This is a genomic window from Rossellomorea sp. KS-H15a, from assembly GCF_024195245.1.
Lineage (GTDB): Bacteria > Bacillota > Bacilli > Bacillales > Bacillaceae_B > Rossellomorea > Rossellomorea vietnamensis.
Genome location: NZ_CP096886.1, coordinates 2,687,104 through 2,704,666 on the forward strand (window position 1 = coordinate 2,687,104; position 17,563 = coordinate 2,704,666).

At 41.5% G+C, this 17,563-nt stretch carries 20 protein-coding genes; 17 read left to right on the forward strand and 3 right to left on the reverse strand.

Features of this window, described 5'->3' with window-relative positions:
- Positions 1–52 precede the first annotated feature (52 nt).
- From M1J35_RS13585 to M1J35_RS13610, 6 genes are read left to right on the forward strand one after another with little or no spacing between them, the layout of a single operon-like run.
- On the forward strand, positions 53–451 hold the full coding sequence (locus tag M1J35_RS13585; RefSeq protein ID WP_318020226.1) for a nucleoside 2-deoxyribosyltransferase: 399 nt from the start codon (positions 53–55) through the stop codon (positions 449–451).
- Between the two features lie 35 nt (positions 452–486).
- Positions 487–1,611 carry a metallophosphoesterase gene (locus M1J35_RS13590; protein ID WP_254651461.1) on the forward strand — a complete coding sequence of 375 codons (1,125 nt, stop codon included), beginning with the start codon at positions 487–489 and terminating at the stop codon, positions 1,609–1,611.
- A 29-nt stretch (positions 1,612–1,640) separates the two neighbouring features.
- A complete protein-coding gene (locus M1J35_RS13595) occupies positions 1,641–2,162 on the forward strand; it encodes a DinB family protein (RefSeq protein WP_254651462.1) in 522 nt (173 codons plus the stop codon).
- A gap of 44 nt (positions 2,163–2,206) precedes the next feature.
- Positions 2,207–2,797, forward strand: coding sequence for a GNAT family N-acetyltransferase (locus M1J35_RS13600; protein ID WP_254651463.1), 591 nt, complete (start codon positions 2,207–2,209; stop codon positions 2,795–2,797).
- Positions 2,794–3,807, forward strand: a complete 1,014-nt coding sequence (locus M1J35_RS13605; RefSeq protein WP_254651464.1) for a serine hydrolase domain-containing protein — start codon at positions 2,794–2,796, stop codon at positions 3,805–3,807. The genes M1J35_RS13600 and M1J35_RS13605 overlap by 4 nt, the downstream gene beginning before the upstream one ends.
- 50 nt (positions 3,808–3,857) lie before the next feature.
- The gene (locus M1J35_RS13610; protein WP_254651465.1) at positions 3,858–4,313 is read left to right on the forward strand and encodes a GNAT family N-acetyltransferase; all 456 of its coding nucleotides are present in this window, start codon (positions 3,858–3,860) and stop codon (positions 4,311–4,313) included.
- A 365-nt stretch (positions 4,314–4,678) separates the two neighbouring features.
- Here the strand turns inward: M1J35_RS13610 and M1J35_RS13615 are convergent, their stop codons facing one another.
- Both M1J35_RS13615 and M1J35_RS13620 read right to left on the reverse strand, forming a co-directional pair.
- Positions 4,679–5,647 (reverse strand): sensor histidine kinase, encoded by a 969-nt coding sequence (locus tag M1J35_RS13615; protein ID WP_254653761.1) that lies wholly within the window; start codon positions 5,645–5,647, stop codon positions 4,679–4,681.
- A gap of 24 nt (positions 5,648–5,671) precedes the next feature.
- Entirely contained in the window at positions 5,672–6,370 is a 699-nt protein-coding gene (locus tag M1J35_RS13620) for a LytR/AlgR family response regulator transcription factor (RefSeq protein ID WP_034759630.1), read from the reverse strand.
- 165 nt (positions 6,371–6,535) lie between these two features.
- Here M1J35_RS13620 and M1J35_RS13625 point away from each other — a divergent pair, with 165 nt between their 5' ends.
- The 10 genes from M1J35_RS13625 (at position 6,536) to M1J35_RS13670 (ending at position 15,655) form a co-directional block, all read left to right on the forward strand.
- Positions 6,536–7,288: an ABC transporter ATP-binding protein gene (locus M1J35_RS13625; RefSeq protein WP_034759629.1), complete on the forward strand. Its 753-nt coding sequence runs from the start codon at positions 6,536–6,538 to the stop codon at positions 7,286–7,288.
- The gene (locus M1J35_RS13630; protein ID WP_224520071.1) at positions 7,278–8,435 is read left to right on the forward strand and encodes an ABC transporter permease; all 1,158 of its coding nucleotides are present in this window, start codon (positions 7,278–7,280) and stop codon (positions 8,433–8,435) included. The genes M1J35_RS13625 and M1J35_RS13630 overlap by 11 nt, the downstream gene beginning before the upstream one ends.
- 76 nt (positions 8,436–8,511) lie before the next feature.
- Positions 8,512–8,745, forward strand: a complete 234-nt coding sequence (locus M1J35_RS13635) for a hypothetical protein (RefSeq protein WP_224520070.1) — start codon at positions 8,512–8,514, stop codon at positions 8,743–8,745.
- Positions 8,746–8,947: 202 nt separating this feature from the next.
- Entirely contained in the window at positions 8,948–9,877 is a 930-nt protein-coding gene (locus M1J35_RS13640; protein ID WP_224520069.1) for an RNA polymerase sigma factor, read from the forward strand.
- A 183-nt stretch (positions 9,878–10,060) separates the two neighbouring features.
- The gene (locus M1J35_RS13645) at positions 10,061–10,480 is read left to right on the forward strand and encodes a GNAT family N-acetyltransferase (protein WP_224520068.1); all 420 of its coding nucleotides are present in this window, start codon (positions 10,061–10,063) and stop codon (positions 10,478–10,480) included.
- A gap of 120 nt (positions 10,481–10,600) precedes the next feature.
- Positions 10,601–10,783: a hypothetical protein gene (locus tag M1J35_RS13650; RefSeq protein ID WP_229595114.1), complete on the forward strand. Its 183-nt coding sequence runs from the start codon at positions 10,601–10,603 to the stop codon at positions 10,781–10,783.
- A 184-nt stretch (positions 10,784–10,967) separates the two neighbouring features.
- Positions 10,968–11,348, forward strand: a complete 381-nt coding sequence (locus M1J35_RS13655) for a VOC family protein (protein WP_254651466.1) — start codon at positions 10,968–10,970, stop codon at positions 11,346–11,348.
- Between the two features lie 48 nt (positions 11,349–11,396).
- Positions 11,397–12,176, forward strand: coding sequence for an SDR family oxidoreductase (locus tag M1J35_RS13660; protein ID WP_224520065.1), 780 nt, complete (start codon positions 11,397–11,399; stop codon positions 12,174–12,176).
- A gap of 473 nt (positions 12,177–12,649) precedes the next feature.
- Positions 12,650–14,323 carry a ribosomal protection-like ABC-F family protein gene (gene abc-f / locus M1J35_RS13665; protein WP_254651467.1) on the forward strand — a complete coding sequence of 558 codons (1,674 nt, stop codon included), beginning with the start codon at positions 12,650–12,652 and terminating at the stop codon, positions 14,321–14,323.
- 108 nt (positions 14,324–14,431) lie between these two features.
- Complete coding sequence (locus M1J35_RS13670; RefSeq protein ID WP_254651468.1) at positions 14,432–15,655, forward strand: dicarboxylate/amino acid:cation symporter; 1,224 nt, start codon at positions 14,432–14,434, stop codon at positions 15,653–15,655.
- A 42-nt stretch (positions 15,656–15,697) separates the two neighbouring features.
- Here M1J35_RS13670 and M1J35_RS13675 read toward each other — a convergent pair whose 3' ends face one another.
- Positions 15,698–16,540 carry a LysR family transcriptional regulator gene (locus tag M1J35_RS13675; RefSeq protein ID WP_224520062.1) on the reverse strand — a complete coding sequence of 281 codons (843 nt, stop codon included), beginning with the start codon at positions 16,538–16,540 and terminating at the stop codon, positions 15,698–15,700.
- Between the two features lie 79 nt (positions 16,541–16,619).
- Here M1J35_RS13675 and M1J35_RS13680 point away from each other — a divergent pair, with 79 nt between their 5' ends.
- Positions 16,620–17,489 (forward strand): sulfite exporter TauE/SafE family protein, encoded by an 870-nt coding sequence (locus M1J35_RS13680; protein WP_254651469.1) that lies wholly within the window; start codon positions 16,620–16,622, stop codon positions 17,487–17,489.
- Positions 17,490–17,563: the final 74 nt, after the last annotated feature.

Sequence of the window (17,563 nt, forward strand, 5' to 3'; positions counted from 1 at the left end):
TAACAGCAGCTAAATTGTATCGAAACTAGTATTCAATCTAAAGAGGGTGTTAATGATGAAGTTTTATATTGGCTCAAGCTTTGCAAATAAGGACCTTGTGCGACATGTAAGTGATCGACTTGAACAGAAAGGCTTTAGCCATACATATGATTGGACCAGGAATGATCGCGCATCATCATTGAAAGACCTTCAGCATATCGGACAGAATGAAAAAGATGCCATCACTGAATCAAATGTGGTCATCATTATACTTCCTGGAGGAAAAGGAAGTCACGTCGAACTGGGAATAGCGCTGGGACTTGGAAAACGCACCATCCTATATTCCCCCAAAGGTGAGGTATATGATCTTACAAACACGACTACATTTTACCACTTACCTGAAGTGGAAAAGTATTCGGGAAGTATAGAGGGGTTATTGGAATATGTTCTAGAAAACCGCCTAAATGAATAGGAGCGATTGACCATTGCTCGAGGAAGGAGACCACATTGAAGAAAATAAAACGAGTGATCTTACCAAATCAAGGCAGAGTCATAGTAATCTCGGACATACATGGAGAACTGAATCTTTTTATCAAGCTCCTACAAAAAGTGAATTTCAGTTCAGAAGACCATCTATTCATAAATGGTGATCTTTGTGAAAAAGGAAGCAACAGTAAAGGGACTGTCCGATATATCATGGAATTAACAAAGAGGAACCCGAATGTTCATGTAACGGAGGGGAATTGCGACACTGTAGTAGAAGATCTTCTTGAAGAGAATCCTAAATTGATGAACTATATCAGATCAAGAAAACATTCCATATTGAAAGAGTGGCTTGATGAAGTAGGATTTGAACTCAAAGAGGATACTGCGGTTCAGGAGGTGAAAGAGATCCTTACCCGACATTTTCCCCATGAAATACAATGGCTGATGGAGTTACCGACTGCCATCGAAACAGACGACTATATTTACGTCCATGCAGGTCTTGATGATGGTGAGGATTGGAGAGAAACGGATCGAATAGCAGCGATCACGATGCCTGCATTCCTCGAGAAATCACATCGATCAGGGAAATATGTCATTGTCGGCCATTGGCCTGTTGTCAATTATTCCAGTGACATTCCTTCCAATAATCCGGTTGTAAGGGAAGATAAGAAAATCATCTCCATTGACGGCGGGAATGTCATTAAATCGACAGGTCAGTTAAATGCATTTATCATACATAGAACCAAGAACGGGGACAGCTTTTCCCAAACCTATACCGATCATCACTTAACATGTGAAGTGGTGAAGGGCTACATATCAGAACCAATCATGTCGGGGTCCATTTCCTACCCAAACTACGAATTGATACCACTCCAACCATTTGAGCATTTTACACTGTGCAAACAAGTTGGAACGGATGATCTATTATATGTTAAAAATGAGTACATTCATGAAAGTGAAAAGGGAACATATTCAGCAAAAACGGATCTTTCATGTGCGCAGATCTCTGTGGATATTGGAGATATCATCTCGGTTGTTGACAGTAGTTGCAGTGGTTATGACTTAATCAAGAAAAATGGCGAAGAGGGATGGGTACCTAAAGACGTTTTCCCAGTGAAACAGCAGCTCTCGAATCCAGTCGTTTAATCAATATGACAGATAAGGTGCGATAATCTATGGAATATAAAATAGACTCACGAAAGGGTTATAGTCCGCAAATCAGTTACCTGGTCTCTCAGATGGACTATGCCAGAAAAACGACATTGGAAAGTGTGAGAGGATTAACCCCCTCTGAACTGGACTTTTTACCATGTGAAGGTGCTAACAGTATCGGAGCTCTATTGCTCCATATGGCGGCGGTAGAAAAAGGGTTTCAAATAGAACTATTTGATGGGAGAAGGCCAAACGAACAGGAAATGGCTGAATGGGGTGCAGCCTATAGCCTAGGAGAAAAAGGTCGAAAGAATATAAATGGGAACCCTCTTGAATTTTATCTGACAAAACTTGGGGAGGTCAGAAAGAAAACATTCCAGGAGTTTTCCGTGCGTAATGATGAATGGCTCTTTGAAAGCAGATTATGGGATAATCAGCCTTCCAACCATTATTTCATCTGGTTTCATGTATTCGAGGATGAGATCAATCACAGGGGCCAAATCCGGCTGATTAGAAGAATGCTCACTGAAAAGAATGCATTTTGATCCAGTTGTTGTGATTTGGTAGCCTAATTCAGGGGTGAACGACTATGAATAGAATTGAAATTTGCAGACCAAAATCAACCGATAAACAAAAACTGACCCAATTTTTTACAACGGTTATTCAAGATACCTTTGCCAAAGAAGGGATCTCTTTGTTCCATGAAGATTTAAAGAATGAACTAGAAACCAAGAATGCCTACTTACAATCTGACTTTGATAGTAATGGGACAGAACGGTATTTCCTAATAGCAAAAGATGGTCAAGAGATAGTAGGTACCATCGAATACGGTCATTCCACTGAGCTCATCAATCGCACTACCGGTGGCGCTCTAAGGGATGTATATGAGATAGGAACGGTTTTTGTTCATCCCGGTTACCAAAGATGTGGGATTGGTTCGCTCCTTTTGAACACGATGCTTCTTACGTTTCTAAATCGGGGGATTGAAGAGTTTTGCATGGATAGTGGATATGCTAGCGCTCAAACGATATGGACAAGAAAATTGGGATATCCCGATTATTGGTTGAAGGATTACTGGGGTGAAGGTTCGGATCACATGGTTTGGAGAAGGAATATGAAAGATGTTCCCATCATTTTCAGGGGAATTCTTAATTATGGAAGTAGTGGGGGGATCCAATGAAACCACAAACAATCGACTTTAACAAGAAATTGAAAGATTATCAAATAGTCGGAGTCAGCATGGCTACAATTGAAGGCGCCTGCATAAGTAAAACCGACTGCTTTGGTTTTCTTGAGGTAGGAACAAATAGACGAGTGGAACATGACTCAATCTTTCATTCGTGTTCAATCAGTAAGTTTTTCACCTCCATGTTAGTGATGACTCTATCTGAACAGGGCATTCTGGATATAGATAGAAATATTAATGAGTACCTGTCATCATGGAAAGTTCCCGGGAATTCTCTCGGAATCATAACATTGAGGCATTTACTGAGTCACCATTCAGGAATTGTGGATCCGGAAGGCTCTTTTTCTGAAATCTTATCTATGTCTGATACCCCTTCCATGGTCGAAATATTGGAAGGGAAAACACCCTATTGTGAGATTCCAATCGAAGTGAAATATAAGCCTGGAAGCGAATTTTCCTATTCCGATGCCGGCTTCTGCGTCATCCAGCTTGTGATAGAGGATATCATGGGAGAATCATTCGAAGGGGTAATGGAAAAATATTTATTCCTGCCCCTACAGTTAAAGAATAGTACTTTTCAGCTGCCGGCATCCAAAGATCAGTTCTCCTGTGGCCATACCAAGGATGGTGCCCTGGTAACCGGAGAATACCCCATATACCCCTATCCTGCAGCTTCAGGATTATGGACCACCCCAACGGATGTTGCTCTATTGATTACTGAATGGATGAAAGCAATCAAAGGCGAAAGTAATCTTCTCTCTTCGGTCAGTGCTAAAGAGATGATTGCCCCTCAATTTGAAAAAGAGTGGATGGGGCTTGGTGTTTTTCGTGATACTCATGAAAAAGGGTTAGAAGTTTCCTCACTGGGATGGGGAGTCGGCTTTCAAGGTATGATGGTTGCATATCCATATGAAGAAGCGGGTCTCGTGATCATGACGAATACAGACACAGGTATCCATCAGCTAAAGGGGCTCATTGGTGAAGTATACAGAGCATATTATTAATAGTTCTAAAAATGGAGAGATCCATTTGAAAAGAATTGGGGGAACTGAAAATGTATCAGTATTTCAACGGTTTTGTCATTCGAGAAGGAACGGAGGGAGTGCCTGCACATTATGTTGAAGCATTATTTGAAGATGCAGGTTGGGCTAGAAACACACCTTCATGGCAGAAAGAAAAGTTTTCCTTGATATTCACTAACTCGACCTGGGCATTCACGGTTTGGGATCAAGACAAGATGATTGCCATGGTCAGGGTCATATCAGACAAGGTCATGGCCGCCAATATCATGGACCTAGTGGTATTATCAGAATATCAGGGCAGGGGGATAGGGAAAAAACTTGTTGAGCTCTGTGTAAACAAATTACCACATGGAGATTGGTTTGCCCATACCTCTGCAAACAATTTTACGTTCTATGAAACCTGTGGATTCGAGGTGAAAGACTTAACTGAAAATGGCACATGCGCGTACTATGGTTATATTCAAGCGCGCAGAGATGGTCATCGATAAATGCCTTGATCATTTATTTGTTTTTTAGTTGTATATGAAACAAAAAAAGGCTCGTACTACCAAGCCTTTTTCTCAAGTCAATTAAACAATTAATCCTAGAAATTTTTATTTTTTTTCGCTTTTTTTCTAAAGTAACTAATCGTTATTCCAATAATGACCGCAATAATTAATAGAGGAATAATTATAAACAAAACAGCTCCAGATGCTCCACTCATTGAGGTTCCTCCTCTCGATTCATTCATAAAAATATTCCCCTCTACAAGTTTGCTGAAACGTATGAATGTGTTTTGTTTATGAAAATGAATGTTCAGATGTTACAACCTTTACCATTTCGTTAGCAATATCTATTGGTCAATTGGGTTTCCCTAATGAATCGCCGGGATTTTAATTTTCACCGTAAATTCTTCTTCCTTATACACAAAATCCAGAAAACCATTATACTCTTTTACGGTTTCCTGAATGATCTTGGTGCCGAGACCTTCGTGGCCTTCCTTTGTTGTATGTCCGTAGCTTTGATATAGCTCATCAAGGATCGATGGCGATATCGGGAGGGAAGGGTTCTTGCAAACCAGCATATAAAGCCCGCTTCGTTTATAAAACTGGAGGCTGACGCTTGCTCCATTATTGTAATGTTCAAGCCATTCGGCTGAAGCCTCAATACTATTGGACAACAGATTCCCAAGGAGTGTCACAATCTTCTTATCTGGGAGGGGTAACGTGGAAAGGGGCATATCCACATCATATATCATCGTCACCCCGCAAGTCTTTCCTCGATTGTACATCTGGTGGAGAATTCCGGCCACACTTCCACGTTCCCCTTTAATGGAAAGGTTGGTTTCTTCATACCCGTCCACCAAATCGTCTAAATAGGCAGCTGCCTCTTCGTGATGGTGATGTTCGAGCATATAGTGAATGGACGAAATATGTTTGAGGAAATCATGCCGCTCACTTCGTACAACCCGAAATGTTTCGGATAAATGAAGTCGTTCCATCTCGAACTGCTCAATATCATTCTGAAGCCCAATAAATTTGGAGGAGACATCCCATCGGACCCACTCAATCCCGATAAAAATCATAAAAAAGATCGCTGGTAACCATGTTGAATCAATGATCAAATACGGAAGTAAGAGAAATAGTTGTGTGAGGGAAAGCAGGTTGCTCCATTTCTGATCGAATCCAAAAGACTTTATGTTCATTTTTCTATAACACAGATACGTTACGAAAAAGATTGCTGCATAAGTGAAATAAAGGGGTAGATCCCATTGTAGGTTCGTTAATAATGCGTGAATATGTATAAAGGCAAATAGGGAAAGAATTAACCAATAAATTTTCATTTGTTTCACATCGGGCTCCACCTTTTAGAAATAATGTTGTTGCAGATACTCTACTTTTTCCTTTGTGATCATTGCCTGTGCCTCGATTCCATCAAATGTAATCACATAAGAATTCTTCGCATAGAGAGAGAAATTCTTTACAAAGTGTATATTGATGATGAAGGAACGATGGGAACGGATGAAATCCCTTTCCCGTAATTCTCCTTCTAATTCATTCAAGGTCAGATAGGTTTTGATCCTTTCCTCTTTGGTGTAAATCGTCGTGGATCGGCCAGATCTTTCAATGAAGACGATATCTTTCTTTTGAATGATATGTATATCATTTTTTTGCTTTAAATAGAGTCGGCCCTTCAATTCTGCCGTTCTCGACTTTTCCATAAGTCGCTCGATGGATTTCATCAGGCGATCATTTGTATATGGCTTCATAATATAGTCATGGACATTCAATTCAAAGGCATGGACAGCATATCCACTGTTTGCCGTCACGAAGATCACCGATATGTTGAGAGCATGTGAGTGGATGATGTCTGCCAATTCATATCCGGATAGGTGGGGCATCTCAATATCTGCAATCAATACGTCGATGGTTTCTTTCTTGATTTGGTCATAGGCTTCCTCGGCGGAGGTGGTGGAAAAGACGATTTCCAGTCCCTCGGCACGGGAAACGATGCCATTTAATTTATCTAAGTCAATCATTCGATCGTCTACGAGACCAATCTTCATTTCCATTCCCCTCGCATCTTCTGAAGTTCTCCTTCATTTTACCATCTTTCATGAAGAATTTGGCATTTTCACGACAAGAAAAGGACATTTCACGACATAAGTAAAGATTCCATCACCAATTATTTGTAAGATGACATTACAATCATACTTAATGAGGTGAGAAAATTGATTTATATTCATGAAGTTACAAAACAGTTTAAAGATAAGAAAAAATATGTAACCGCATTAAAACATGTTTCTCTTTCGATTCAAAAAGGTGAAGTGGTCGGGCTGTTAGGCGAAAATGGTGCCGGAAAGACGACACTTCTTAGAACGATTGCCACCTTATTGACACCCACCGAGGGTTCAATAGAAGTTGCAGGTCACGATACCTTAAAAGAACCAAACGAAATCAAAACCAAGATCGGTGTATTATTTGGTGGGGAAACCGGTTTATATGACCGATTATCTGCAAGGGAGAATCTTCAATACTTTGCTCGATTATACGGATTAAGCAAACATGAAACAAAGGTGAGAATCGACGACCTCTCCCGGATGTTCGGGATGAGAGACTATCTTGACAGAAGAGTGGGAGGTTTCTCCAAAGGTATGCGTCAGAAGGTAGCCATTGCCAGAACCCTGATTCATAATCCCGAAATCATTTTGTTTGACGAACCGACGACTGGTCTCGACATCACTTCTTCGAATGTATTCCGCCAACTTGTACATCAATTAAAACGAGAAGGAAAGACCATCCTCTTCTCCAGTCACATCATGGAAGAAGTCTCCATGCTATGTGACAAAGTAGCCATGATGCATAAAGGGGAATTGGTGTACCAGGGGGATATCGAAGAATTATATAAGACTGAAAAGAGCAGGGATCTTAATTATATCTTTATGAGTAAACTGGTGAGAGGGGATGAACATTATGCTTCTTAGTATCTATTTAAAAGAATTGAAAGACAGCTTCAGAGACAGGAGAACTCTTCTTTTGACCGTCTTTCTTCCGATTTTTATGATGAGTGGACTCGTTTTCTTCTATGAAAATATGGTTTCAAGTGGAGAAGGTGAAACGTATGCCCTCGCAGTCGACTCCAATGTCAGTAAGGACGTCACTCAAATTTTCTCAGGAAATGAAACGATTGAATTAGTGAAAACAGACGATCCCAGGAAAGCCGTTGAAGAGGGAGAAGCACTTGTTGCCATGATTGTGAGCAGTGATTTCATTCAAAATATCAATGAAGGAAAGCAAGCTGATATCACCTTGATCGGAGATTCCTTCAGCCAGAACTCCAGCAACCTGATGAATGCAGTTACCAACTCTCTCACCGCCTTTGAGAAAGTGGTTACGTCAGAAAGGTTGAGAGCTGAAGGGACGGACCTTTCTGTCATTCAGCCATTCACCATCACAAAACAGGAAGTGTCAGATGAAGAGGGGAGTATGTTCCTGTTATCTTTTCTTGTTCCGCTAATCCTGGCTATATCCATAGGAGTGGGAACCGCCCCATCGGCAGCTGACTTATTTGCTGGGGAAAAAGAAAAGAAAACGATGGAAGCATTACTCATGACACCCGTCAAACGCTCCACATTAATGCTTTCTAAATGGTTGACCATTGCTTCAGTAGGTGTCATTACAGGTCTTGTCACGCTTATTGTCCTCGCGATGGAGATCAGCCTGTTTACAGAAAACTTAAAAGAAGCCGTATCCTTTGGAGAGAATGTCTATGTCATTATAGGGATTTCCCTACTGCTAACTATTGTGTATGCCGTGTTCATCGCTTCCCTGCAGATGATCACAAGCATTCTGGGGAAAACCGTTAAAGAAGCCGGTAGCTACAGTGCGCCAATTATGATGCTTGCGGCGTTTCCAGGCATGATTATCACAAATGTCGGACTAAATGAGCTCACCTTCAAACATTTTGCCATACCGATTCTAAACTTATTCAGCCAATTTAAAGAACTGTTGATGGGTGTGGTCGATTATCAGCACATCGCGATTACGATAGGAAGCAATCTGGTGATCATGGTAATCATCTTTGCCATTGGCAGAGTTCTATTTATGAAGGATAAATGGGTGATGAATTAATAAGAAATGATACAAACACGGCTCTAATCCTAAAAAGAAACACACGAACAATTATGAAAAGAAGGGAAAACAAGGGATGGACAATATCGATAAACGAAACCGACTGGATGATTCTCCTTTTCAATACCGGGTCCTCAAAGATCAAACCGTATTTATCGAGTATGAAGGTAAGCAGGTGAAAAGCTTAAAAGGAAGAGAAGCGGATAAATTCTTGAAGAAAATGAAAGAAGCCCATGATGAAAAAGGGATGCAGTTAATTATGGCAAAAGTGACGGGTAATTTTAAAAGGGGAAATGAACGGAAGAATTGAATGCACATATTAGTAATCAATTTTTATAGGAGGATTTCCTAATCGGGGAGTCCCTCTTTTTCTATTATGCTAGTATTTTGAATATTATGGTAAAATATAAAGGGATATATAGTTTTTTTCAAAAAATATTTTGGTTGTTTCCGTATAATTTTGCATTGTCTAAACGTTTTACATATGAATGATCAAATAGAGGGGGATGACCATGCAGGGAAAAATGAAAGAATCTTTTACGGAAAAAAACAGGGAATTGGCGATGGAATTCCATTCCATGATCGAAGAATTCAAAGAAGGCTTGTGGAGGTATTGTCGTTATTTAACGGGCTCACCCTGGGATGGAGAGGATTTATTTCAAGATACCATGCTAAAAGCATTCGGAGGTTATTACCAGCGTTGGCACCCGACTAACCCGAAAGCCTATTTGTATCGAATGGCGACAACCACGTGGATTGACCAGTGCCGTAAAGAAAAAAGACATGTCGGTCTCCTTGAGGAAGATGAACTTCCTCAAGAAAACTTCACAGATGGTCTGGAGGCAGAGGAAGCCTTACACATCCTTTTTGATCTTTTTTACCCGAGGCAGGTGTCGGTCTTTCTGTTAAAAGAAGTGTTCAGATTCGATGCCAGGGAAGTGGCAGGGATGGTCAGGACCACTCCGGGAGCGGTCTATGCAACGGTCCGTCGGATGAAAGAGAAGTTGCAATCTGTCGACCTACTCGAGAGCAGGTCTCAACATCCGGTATCTGACACTCATCCTGTCATCCAAGCCTACCTGAATGCAATGAATGAAGGTGATATTGAAGCTGTTATGGCATTAATCAGTGAAGAAGCCCACAATGAGGCTGTCCTCGGTTTCCAGGAATACAGCAAGGGGGAGATGCGTTCCGGATCCATGAAATATGGTCTCCCTGGTATGAGGGCTGTGGAATACTGCTTATGGGGCCGTCATGTCATAGTCATGCTTTCTGAGGGTACGAATGGACCTGAAATTCATGATATCCAGTACCAGGAAGTGGAGAATGGGAAGATTGTGCACCATATTAGTTACTACTTTAGAAAAGAATTGATATTTGCCGCTGGTGAAGAATTGGGGATTCCACCTCAAATCGACAAGCCTGTAGTGGAATGGAATTGATAGGAGTAAAAGAAGCCAATCTGATGATTGAGCTTCTTTTTTTAAAAACATCCGAGTGGATGGATAATTATGTTAAAGTAAAGTCATAACTTTCTTTTATTTTTTGATGAACGTTGGAATGAAGTATTTTGGTAGAGAGTTAGAGAGATTTTATCGGACTAAACAATGGGGAGGAAATTCAAGATGCAAATACGCTTGAAAAATGAAAACCACATAGAAATAAGGGCATACGAAACGGAGGACTTTTTCAATATACATACTTTAAATAGAGAAGAAAAATGGAATAATCTAGTGGAAAACATGGAAAGTACAAAGGATGCTTGGGAGCATTCGAACATTGCATATGTAGCAGAGTGTAATGGGCGTGTCATCGGCTATATCCGAGGACTTACGGATCAATCTGTAACATTGTTTATTTGTGAACTGCTGGTCCACGCAGATTTCCGCGGGTTGGGAATCGGAGATGCTATGCTCAAATACGTTCATGGGCTATTTCCAAAGACGAGAATTGAGATGCTGACCAACACGTCTTCTCATACCTATTATGAACAAAAAGGATACAGACCGTTTTATGGATTCAGAAAGACCTTCGCGGAACATTAATCAGATATATTTTCCAAGACTGCTACGAACGAATAACCATTTTCACTGCCTGATCATATCTGAAACGAGGACTGCATTTGAATTCCATCCTCAACATATGATGATAAGGGGGAGATATAAATGCTGTGGTTTTTTGTTTTAATTGCAGGAACCTTAGTATTTGCGTTAGCCATTGACATCAGACGCAAGCGAAGAGGGAACGACCGCCACACACCTGGCATAGACCCCGGAGCGAAACCAGGGGAAGACCGTAACTACACCATGGGTGGCGGACGGGATTCAGGTGGAGGGACAGGGCAATGATGGGACCCTGGCAAACTTGAAACTTTCACCATTTCAGAAAGTCCAGTTTAGGTTGACTGGGCTTTTTGTAATTTCAAACTAGTTCTTCACTTTAGAAATCTATTTGAAATCTATAAAAAGATTGCCAGAAATAAAGTGGTTTGAAATAATTGGTAGAAATAGATCGTTAAGGGAGGTTTTTGAATTGAAATTAACACATACCAGATTATTGGTGGACAATTATAGAAAATGCTTTCTTTTTTACAGAGACGTCCTGGGCTTTGAAGTATCGTGGGGTGATGAAAACTCCCTGTATGGACAATTTAAAGTTGGACAAACACACTTAGGGATATTTGAGAGGAAACAGATGACGGATGCCCTCAACTCCGGATACATTGTAGGAGGGGAGCAAGGTGAACGTTTTGCTTTAATTTTTGAGGTGGCGAGTGTCGAGGATACATATGAAAAACTGAAAGAAAAGGTGGAATTCATCACCAGTCCCATGGAGAAATTGGAGTGGGGGATGAAGGTCGCTCATTTTCGTGATCCTGAGGGTGCGTTACTGGAAATCTATGAAAATATTTAGGGGACTAACGAGTATCTTTTCTTCTATTAATAGGAGGTATAACATATTATGACCAATCTGACAGGTAAAATAGCCATCGTGACGGGAGCAAGCCGGGACAAGGGCATTGGGGCAGCCATTTGTCGTTCGCTTGCACGTGCAGGTGCTGATGTCTTTTTTACTCATTTGAGTTCATTTGATGATATGAGTGGAACAGGAGTAGAACATAGCTTTCCTCAACTTCTATGTGAGGAGTTACTCAATACGGGAGTGCGTGCTGCTCATATGGAGCTGGATCTAAGTGATGAAACAGCTCCTTTACGATTGATGGACCAAGTACAGGAAATTCTAGGCACACCTGCAATATTAGTGAACAATGCAACATACGAAGCGCCGGCAAACTTCCGTACACTTGATAAAAGCATTCTTGATAAGCATTACCAGGTGAACAATAGCGGTACTATATTGTTAACAATGGAATTTGCAAGGCGATATGAGCGCGCTTTCCCGGGGGACAGTCATGGTCGGATTATCAACATGGTTTCTAAAGGACCGGACCCAAATAATTTAGCATATATTGCGTCAAAAGGAATGTTGATTGCCATAACGGAACCGCTATCAGTCGGACTTGCTCCTGTTGGGATCACAGTAAATTCAATCGATCCCGGCCCGACAGATTCAGGGTGGATCACTGATGAAATCAGAAATCATTTGCTCCCCATGTTTCCAAGCGGCCGTATCGGGGAACCAGAAGACGCTGCAAGACTGATCAACTTCCTTGCCAGTGAAGAATCCAGATGGATTACAGGACAATTGATCAAATCAGAAGGCGGCTTTATAGGCAAGTGATGGTTTTAGAGAGGGACGGACCTGACTTTTAGAAATATAGGTCCGTCCCTCTATTTACAAAATTATCTAATAATGAGATAATAATGAAAATGTTGCGGGGAGGGATAGTAAGTTTATGGAACCAACTAATTGCTGATTAATTTATTTTTAAATTAATACGGATTTTGTATGGAGCTAAAAGTGCCTATGGAAGATGGGTTTATTTGTTATGCTCTTTATGGGATCAGGCAATTAGAAGGAAACTTACTTTCCTGATATCAAGTTGATATTTTCATGAAGAGGAATGCGACGTCAGCAGTAATTTGTATGACTTGGTGTGTCTTTTTTATGGATCAGATGTTGATTATGATACAAGACTGTAGGAAGGATTCCCTTCTTATGGTCTTTTTTTATTGCATAAGTGAATAGAAGTAAGCCTTTTTTAACCTGTCCATAACTAGCGTAACTTCATGTTAATGAAAGAAGGGAAGTATATGTTGGAGTTAAAAGTTAATGGAATCAAAAAATATATGGAAGCGACACTTGTTGTTGAAGATGTTTCAATTGAAGTTTTTCAAGGAGACAAAGTGGGATTCGTCGGGGAGAATGGATCCGGAAAAAGTACAGTCTTAAAGGTGATTGCAGGCATAGAGCCCATGAATTATTATCCTGGGTACCCCCAGACTTCAAGCTACGGATACGATGAAGGTCTCATCCACATCTCGAATGGCGCAACTAGTGCCTACCTTGAACAATCGCCAAAATACCCAGCAGGATTGAAGGCGAGGGATGTCCTTTATTCAGCATTTGAGGAAGTGGATCGAATTGAATCAGATATGCGCAAATTGGAACATGACATGAGTGTGCTGGAAGGGAATGACCTTGCTAGAGCAATGGACCGATATAGTAACCTCATTCAATTATTTGAAGTAAAGGGTGGTTATGAGAGGGATGAGAAGGTAAGCAAGGTCTGTACGGGACTGCAGCTTACAGAAAGCCTGTTAGAGCGTGACTTTGACTTGTTAAGCGGAGGAGAAAAAACAACCGTCGGGTTAGGGAAGCTGTTGATCCATCAGCCGGACATCCTGCTCCTGGATGAACCGACGAATCACCTGGATATGTCATCGATCGAATGGCTGGAGGGTTACCTGAAGAGCTATAAAGGTATGGTCCTCATTGTCTCCCATGATCGCTATTTCTTAGATAATGTAGTCACGAAAATTGTGGAAATTGAAGATAAGAAATCGATTTCCTATAAAGGGAATTACAGTTCTTTTGTGCTTCAAAAAGAAGAGAATATGAGAATCCAATACGAACATTTCAAAGAGCAGCAAAAGAAGATCAAACGATTGGAAAATACGGTCATAAGCTTACGAGATTGGGCAATGAGAGCGGATAATACGAAGTTCTTTAAAAGGGCCGCAAGCGTTCAGAAAAAGTTATCCAAGATCGAGCATATTGATAAACCCGTTTTTGAAAGAAGGAACATGCAGCTTGACGTGAAAGCTTCGGGAAGATCGGGTAAAGAGACCATTAAAGGAGTTGGATTGTCGAAACAGTTTGGGGATAAATTGATATTTACCAATAGTGATATCATGGTGCGTCACGGAGAAAGAGTGGGAATGCTTGGGCCAAATGGATGCGGAAAAACCACTTTTCTAAAGATGCTCATCGGCGAAGATCAACCTGATGAAGGCGTCATCCAGTTTGGAGCAAATGTAAAATCGGCCTATTTACCTCAAATCATTACATTTAAGAACGAAGAAGCCACCGTTCTAGATGCTTTCCGGGAAGACATCTTTATTCTGGAAGGAAAGGCGCGGGAATACCTTTCAAAGTTCATGTTTTACAAAGGAAGTGTGTTCAAGAAAGTAAAACACCTTTCAGGGGGAGAACGAATCCGATTAAAACTTGCTCAGTTACTGTTTAAGGATATTAATCTATTGATTCTGGATGAACCGACGAACCATCTGGATATCGATACGATCGAAACGATTGAGGAAGCCCTGGACGAATTCAGTGGTACCATTTTCTTCATCTCCCACGACCGCTACTTTATCAATAGAATGGCACAAAGGATCATTGCCGTTGAAGATTACACATTAAAAAGCTACAGTGGCAATTATGATGATTATAAAAGTGAAATGGAAAAGCGGAGAAAAGAGTAAGAGACTTTTAATTGTGGGGGACGGACCTTGAAAACAAGGTCCGTCCCTATTCCTGTAAAAGTGATATAATGAATATCTGAAAAAAATATAGGTAAGGACGTAGATGAAATGAAGTACATATGGAAGCAATATATGAAAGTGCCTTTTGTTTTGAAGATGTCCGTCGGGTTCCTTTTAGGGATCATCGTCGGTCTCGTCTTTAAATCAGATGCTGAGATCCTGAGACCATTTGGGACGGTACTTATTCACCTTCTTAGCTTGATTGCCATTCCAGTGATATTCCTCACCGTGGTACAAGCAGTGAACAAGATGAGTATGAGGCAGCTTGGTCGGATGGGGTGGAAGCTGATTCTTTATTATGCAGCCACCACGGCAGCCGCTGTCTTCATTGGTCTTGGTTTGGCGTTCCTGTTCAACCCTGGAACCAATTTGGAACTGCCTAATACGCAAGTGGAAGAACCGCAAGCACCGCAGTTTGGGGATGTTTTGCTGCAAATTATTCCTGATAACCTGTTCCAGGCTTTTGCCGGGGGGGATACACTGGCCATTATGTTCCTGGCCATCATCATGGGGATAGCCATTTCATGGATGAAATTTTCTGCAGATAGCAAGATGCAGGAATATGGGGGACTATTGGATAAAGTTTTTACAGCCTTTAACGAAATGTTTTATATCCTTCTTAGAGGGGTGTTGGCTTATGCTCCCATCGGGGTGTTTGCCATCAGTGCGGCTACATTTGGTCAGCAGGGGTGGGAAACAATCCAATCCCTACTGAAGTTTGTCGGGGTCTTTTATCTTGGACTTCTTCTTCTTTGGGTTGTCGTATATGCTGGATTCTTAAAGTTGACAGGTAACTCTGTCATCACTTTCTTCAAACAGACGAAAGAAGCATACAGCACTGCTTTCTTTACATCCAGCAGTATCGCATCTTTACCGGTAGCCATTCAGTCTGCCAAAAAAGCGGGGATCTCTGAGAAAACGGCGAATTTCGCGTTACCATTAGGCGCTATCTTTAATTCAGACGGTGGAGCTTTACGAATGGGTGTATCGATTGTATTCGCAGCAAATGTGACGAACCTGCACCTTTCCGTTACCGACCTGTTGATGATTGTGCTGGTCGGGACTTTACTGTCTATAGGAACATCTGGAGTTCCTGCTGCAGGGTTGGTTACATTATCTGCGGTCTTAACGATGTTCGGTTTACCACTCGAAATAGTCGCCCTCATTGCAGGAGTCGATGCCATAATTGGAATGGGTGGAACAGCATCTAATGTAACCGGCGACATTGTCGGTGCAGCTGTCGTAGATCGCTCAGAAGAAAAAAACGGCTAAACAAAGAGGGACGGACCTTGAAAACAAGGTCCGTCCCTCTATTTAATTTGGATGCTCAATCAAGGATATCAGTTCCTTTATAACTGGATCTGAAGTCGCTGTTTCAGGATGAACCGCATAAATGGGGCGGTGGACAATATATGGCTCAATGGGGACGAGTTTGCCTTGGAGCACCTCGTCTTTGACCATGGAGCTTGAAAGAAATGCGATCCCGAGTCCCCTTACAGCAAGTTGTTTGATTAAGAAATGACTGCTTGCTTCAAGGACTTCAACCGGTACGATTCGCTCTGACTTTAAGAACTCATCCGCATATTCCCTCGTCCCAGATCCTTTTTCCCTGAGGATGAAGGGGGAGGAATGGAGGTTCATCCTGTTGCTAGCGAAGAAGCGGAGCTCATCCCGACTGATCACCTCTACCTGAAAGGGCTCTAAACCTTTTGTTCCTTCTACGAGGGCAAGATCGAGATTGTTTGTATTCAAAGCTTCCACTATCGTCTCGTGATTGTGAATCATCAATTGTAAACGGACTTGAGGGTACAAGACCTTGATCTTTTTGACAAAATCGGGAAGCAAAACATCACTGACGGTGTGAGTGGAACCAATCCGTAATTGAATTTCCTGCTTTGCTTGATTCACTTGTTCCATTGTCCTCCATAGTTCCAGCATCTCTTTCCCTTGCTCAAATACCCGTTCACCTGCAGGCGTCAATTCAAACAGCTGATTGGTGGAGGAACGGTGAATGAGTGCTGCACCAAGGGCTTGCTCCAACTTTTTAATGTGGACGCTGACAGTAGGTTGAGATAAATTCAGGTATTCACTTGTCTTGGTGAAATGCTGAAGTTGGGCAAGAGTGACAAACGTACGGATCCAGTCCAGTTGCATCATATACCTCCATTAATAAACGTAATCGACTATATTATCATTATTCATTTCTATTATAACTTATATAGAGGTATAATGTTCTATGAAGGAAGTGACGTACGACATGGAATGGATTTTATTTATGATAGGTGGCGCCGTCATCGGTGTCATCTCAGGTTTTTTCGGGATAGGGGGCGGAATTGTTCTGACTCCTACCTTACTGGTCCTTGGTTATGAGCCTAGTCAGGCCATCATATTATCCTTGATGCTTACTCTGGGATCTACGGTAACAGGTACACTGTCACATCTCCGTTTAAAGAATGTGTCCAAAAAGTTAGCGGTTTTCCTTGGAGTTTTCGGAGTCATAGGCTCTGTAGTGACTGTACCATTTGTAAAATGGCTTGATGCCATCAACGGGGCATCGACGTTCATCTCAATTGTCTATATTGCCATATTAAGTTGGTTTTCTTACCAGTTTTTAAGTAAACGACAACAGGACTCGAAGCCTAAAGGGGTCTTTGCAGCTCCCGTCATAGGCTTATTCACGGGAATGATTTCATCCCTAATGGGTGTCAGCGGGGGATTTGTCATGACTCCCTTACTTACGAAATGGCTCAAACTTGATCTGAACAAAGCAATTGGAACCAGTATATCTGCTGCTTCCATTATCGTATTGTCCGGGATCACCTCATATATGTACACAGGGGAGTCACTTGACTATCGCCACGGAATTTTGCTGATCATCGGTGCTTTGATCGGGACACCGATCGGTTCCATCCAGCTCAAACGATTCTCAGGCGTCATCGTCAAGCGGATGCTTGCCGTACTTTATATGGTCGTTGCAGTGAGCGTATTCTTCAAGATGCTATCAATCGCAACTGTCTCACTCGGTTTGATTCTTGGAGCGGTACTCGTTTTCTTTGGAATGCTGATTTATTCAGTTCAGCATTCCAAAAGGACAGCAAACTACTGACGAGGCAATTTTTGGAGAGGGGATTCCCCTCTCTTTTTTTATTTTTAAAAGGAAGAAGGATAAAGTTGACAAGG

Excerpts from the sequence above, each read along its gene's own strand:
- M1J35_RS13600 (WP_254651463.1), top strand. The coding sequence starts at position 2,207 with ATGAATAGAATTGAAATTTGCAGACCAAAATCAACCGATAAACAAAAA.
- M1J35_RS13680 (WP_254651469.1), top strand. The coding sequence starts at position 16,620 with ATGAAGGAAGTGACGTACGACATGGAATGGATTTTATTTATGATAGGT.
- M1J35_RS13675 (WP_224520062.1), bottom strand. The coding sequence starts at position 16,540 with ATGATGCAACTGGACTGGATCCGTACGTTTGTCACTCTTGCCCAACTT.
- M1J35_RS13620 (WP_034759630.1), bottom strand. The coding sequence starts at position 6,370 with ATGAAGATTGGTCTCGTAGACGATCGAATGATTGACTTAGATAAATTA.
- M1J35_RS13605 (WP_254651464.1), top strand. The coding sequence starts at position 2,794 with ATGAAACCACAAACAATCGACTTTAACAAGAAATTGAAAGATTATCAA.
- M1J35_RS13640 (WP_224520069.1), top strand. The coding sequence starts at position 8,948 with ATGCAGGGAAAAATGAAAGAATCTTTTACGGAAAAAAACAGGGAATTG.
- M1J35_RS13585 (WP_318020226.1), top strand. The coding sequence starts at position 53 with ATGATGAAGTTTTATATTGGCTCAAGCTTTGCAAATAAGGACCTTGTG.
- M1J35_RS13650 (WP_229595114.1), top strand. The coding sequence starts at position 10,601 with ATGCTGTGGTTTTTTGTTTTAATTGCAGGAACCTTAGTATTTGCGTTA.
- M1J35_RS13670 (WP_254651468.1), top strand. The coding sequence starts at position 14,432 with ATGAAGTACATATGGAAGCAATATATGAAAGTGCCTTTTGTTTTGAAG.
- M1J35_RS13635 (WP_224520070.1), top strand. The coding sequence starts at position 8,512 with ATGGACAATATCGATAAACGAAACCGACTGGATGATTCTCCTTTTCAA.
- M1J35_RS13645 (WP_224520068.1), top strand. The coding sequence starts at position 10,061 with ATGCAAATACGCTTGAAAAATGAAAACCACATAGAAATAAGGGCATAC.
- M1J35_RS13595 (WP_254651462.1), top strand. The coding sequence starts at position 1,641 with ATGGAATATAAAATAGACTCACGAAAGGGTTATAGTCCGCAAATCAGT.
- M1J35_RS13610 (WP_254651465.1), top strand. The coding sequence starts at position 3,858 with ATGTATCAGTATTTCAACGGTTTTGTCATTCGAGAAGGAACGGAGGGA.
- M1J35_RS13660 (WP_224520065.1), top strand. The coding sequence starts at position 11,397 with ATGACCAATCTGACAGGTAAAATAGCCATCGTGACGGGAGCAAGCCGG.
- abc-f (WP_254651467.1), top strand. The coding sequence starts at position 12,650 with ATGTTGGAGTTAAAAGTTAATGGAATCAAAAAATATATGGAAGCGACA.
- M1J35_RS13630 (WP_224520071.1), top strand. The coding sequence starts at position 7,278 with ATGCTTCTTAGTATCTATTTAAAAGAATTGAAAGACAGCTTCAGAGAC.
- M1J35_RS13615 (WP_254653761.1), bottom strand. The coding sequence starts at position 5,647 with ATGAAAATTTATTGGTTAATTCTTTCCCTATTTGCCTTTATACATATT.